The organism is Pantoea sp. CTOTU49201 (genome assembly GCF_032054795.1).
GTDB lineage: Bacteria > Pseudomonadota > Gammaproteobacteria > Enterobacterales > Enterobacteriaceae > Pantoea > Pantoea symbiotica.
Map to the genome: position 1 here is coordinate 1 of NZ_DAMBSA010000172.1, position 1,679 is coordinate 1,679.

Annotated in this window: 2 protein-coding genes and 1 pseudogene; 2 read left to right on the forward strand and 1 reads right to left on the reverse strand. The window is 55.8% G+C overall.

The features are described from left to right. Nucleotides 1-726 (reverse strand): MurR/RpiR family transcriptional regulator (locus RTY00_RS13230; protein ID WP_312664763.1); only part of this gene is annotated, 726 nt, incomplete at its 3' end. Between the two features lie 167 nt (nucleotides 727-893). Between RTY00_RS13230 and yfhb the strand changes: the two genes are divergently transcribed. Continuing rightward, nucleotides 894-1,532 (forward strand): phosphatidylglycerophosphatase C, encoded by a 639-nt coding sequence (gene yfhb / locus RTY00_RS13235; protein WP_008101503.1) that lies wholly within the window; start codon nucleotides 894-896, stop codon nucleotides 1,530-1,532. Between the two features lie 64 nt (nucleotides 1,533-1,596). After that, nucleotides 1,597-1,679 (forward strand): annotated as a pseudogene (locus tag RTY00_RS13240) (tRNA adenosine(34) deaminase TadA); the annotation flags it as partial.

Consider the following 1,679-nt stretch of genomic DNA (forward strand, 5'->3'; position numbering starts at 1 on the left):
GGTCGACGAGATCGCCGCACTGCGCGTGCTCTGCTCTTCCGCCACGGTGTAGAGGCAAACCGTGGCGCACTGCTGCAGAGCATTCGGCGTAAAGCCGGTAAAGGCCAGCACATCGGCACCAACTTGCGCTGCTTCCTGCGCTGCCAGATTGATTTCGCGACGTTCGCCAGTATAGGAGATCGCCAGCAGAACATCGCCTGGCGCCATCGCTTGCACGCTGGCGAGCAAGGCGTGCATATCCTGTTCCGCCACCGCATTGATGCCGATCTTCATCAGCTTCCACGAAAAATCTTTCGCCACTAAACCGGACGCACCGATGCCGACCAGCAAAATACGATTGGCATTTTTCAGTAGCTGCAAGGTTTGCAGCAGCTTCTCTTCGCTGTTGATATCCAGCGTGGCGCGGATCGCTGAGATCTTCTCGGTCAGCAACTTTTCGCCAACCACTTTCAGTGGATCGTCGCTGAGAATATGGTTGTGCACGGTGATCGCATCGCGATCGGCCATCGACTCGCTCAGCGCCAGCTTTAGCGCCGGAAAGCCTTTGTAGCCGAGCTTCTGGGCGAACTTAACCACGCTGGATTGGCTAACGCCCGATTCCTCGGCGAGTTTTTGTGAACTGAGATGCCGTGCACGATCCGGCTGCGACAGCAAAAAATCCGCCAGCCGACGCTCATTTAGCGCCAGTCGAGGGTAAAGCTGACGAATGCGCAGCAATGAACTCATGGTTCGATCCTTAATTCCTTTATCCGCAAACAGCGCGTAAACGCGAAGAATAAACTATTCAAATGGCATTGTAGTCATTGGAATTAAAAATAGCAGCTTTCGCCTCGAACGCCGAAGCTGGCTACACTGTAGTGCAGAAACCGCGAAGGATAGAGAAGGAGTGCTGTTTGACAAAGGGTACACAACGACGCGTGGTGTTTTTCGATCTCGATGGCACGCTACATCAGCAAGACATGTTTGGCACCTTTATGCGCTATCTGCTGCGACGTCAGCCGATCAATTTGCTGCTGGTGGTGCCGCTGTTGCCGGTGATCGGTCTTGGCATGCTGTTCAAAGGCCGCGCCGCACGCTGGCCGATGAGTTTATTACTGTGGGCGATCACCTTCGGCCACAGCGAAACACGTCTGCGCCAGCGTGAGGCTGAATTCGCCGAGTGGTTCCGCCAGCGTGTTACCGCCTTTCCGGTGGTACAGCAGCGACTTACCGACTATCTCAGCAGTAACGATGCCGATGTCTGGCTGATAACCGGTTCGCCGCAGTCGCTGGTGGAGCAAGTCTATTTCGATTCGGCATTTTTACCGCGCGTGCAGCTGATCGCCAGCCAGATGAAACCGGGCCGCGGCGGACGTTTACTGTCGATGCGCTGTCTTGGTCATGAAAAGGTGGCGCAGCTGGAGGAGAAAATCGGCACGCCGCTGCAACTGTATAGCGGCTACAGCGACAGCAAACAGGACAATCCGCTGCTGTTCTTCTGTCAGCATCGCTGGCGCGTCACGCCAAGCGGTGAGCTGCAACAGCTGGAATAACGCTTCGATTCCGGCAGTAGCATCGCTATAATGCGCCGCCTTAAATGTCCGCAGGAGTTGCCCGGTGAACCCACAAACTGATGAATATTGGATGCGTTATGCGCTGGAACTGGCGAAGCGCGCGTGGGAGCAGGGCGAAGTGCCGGT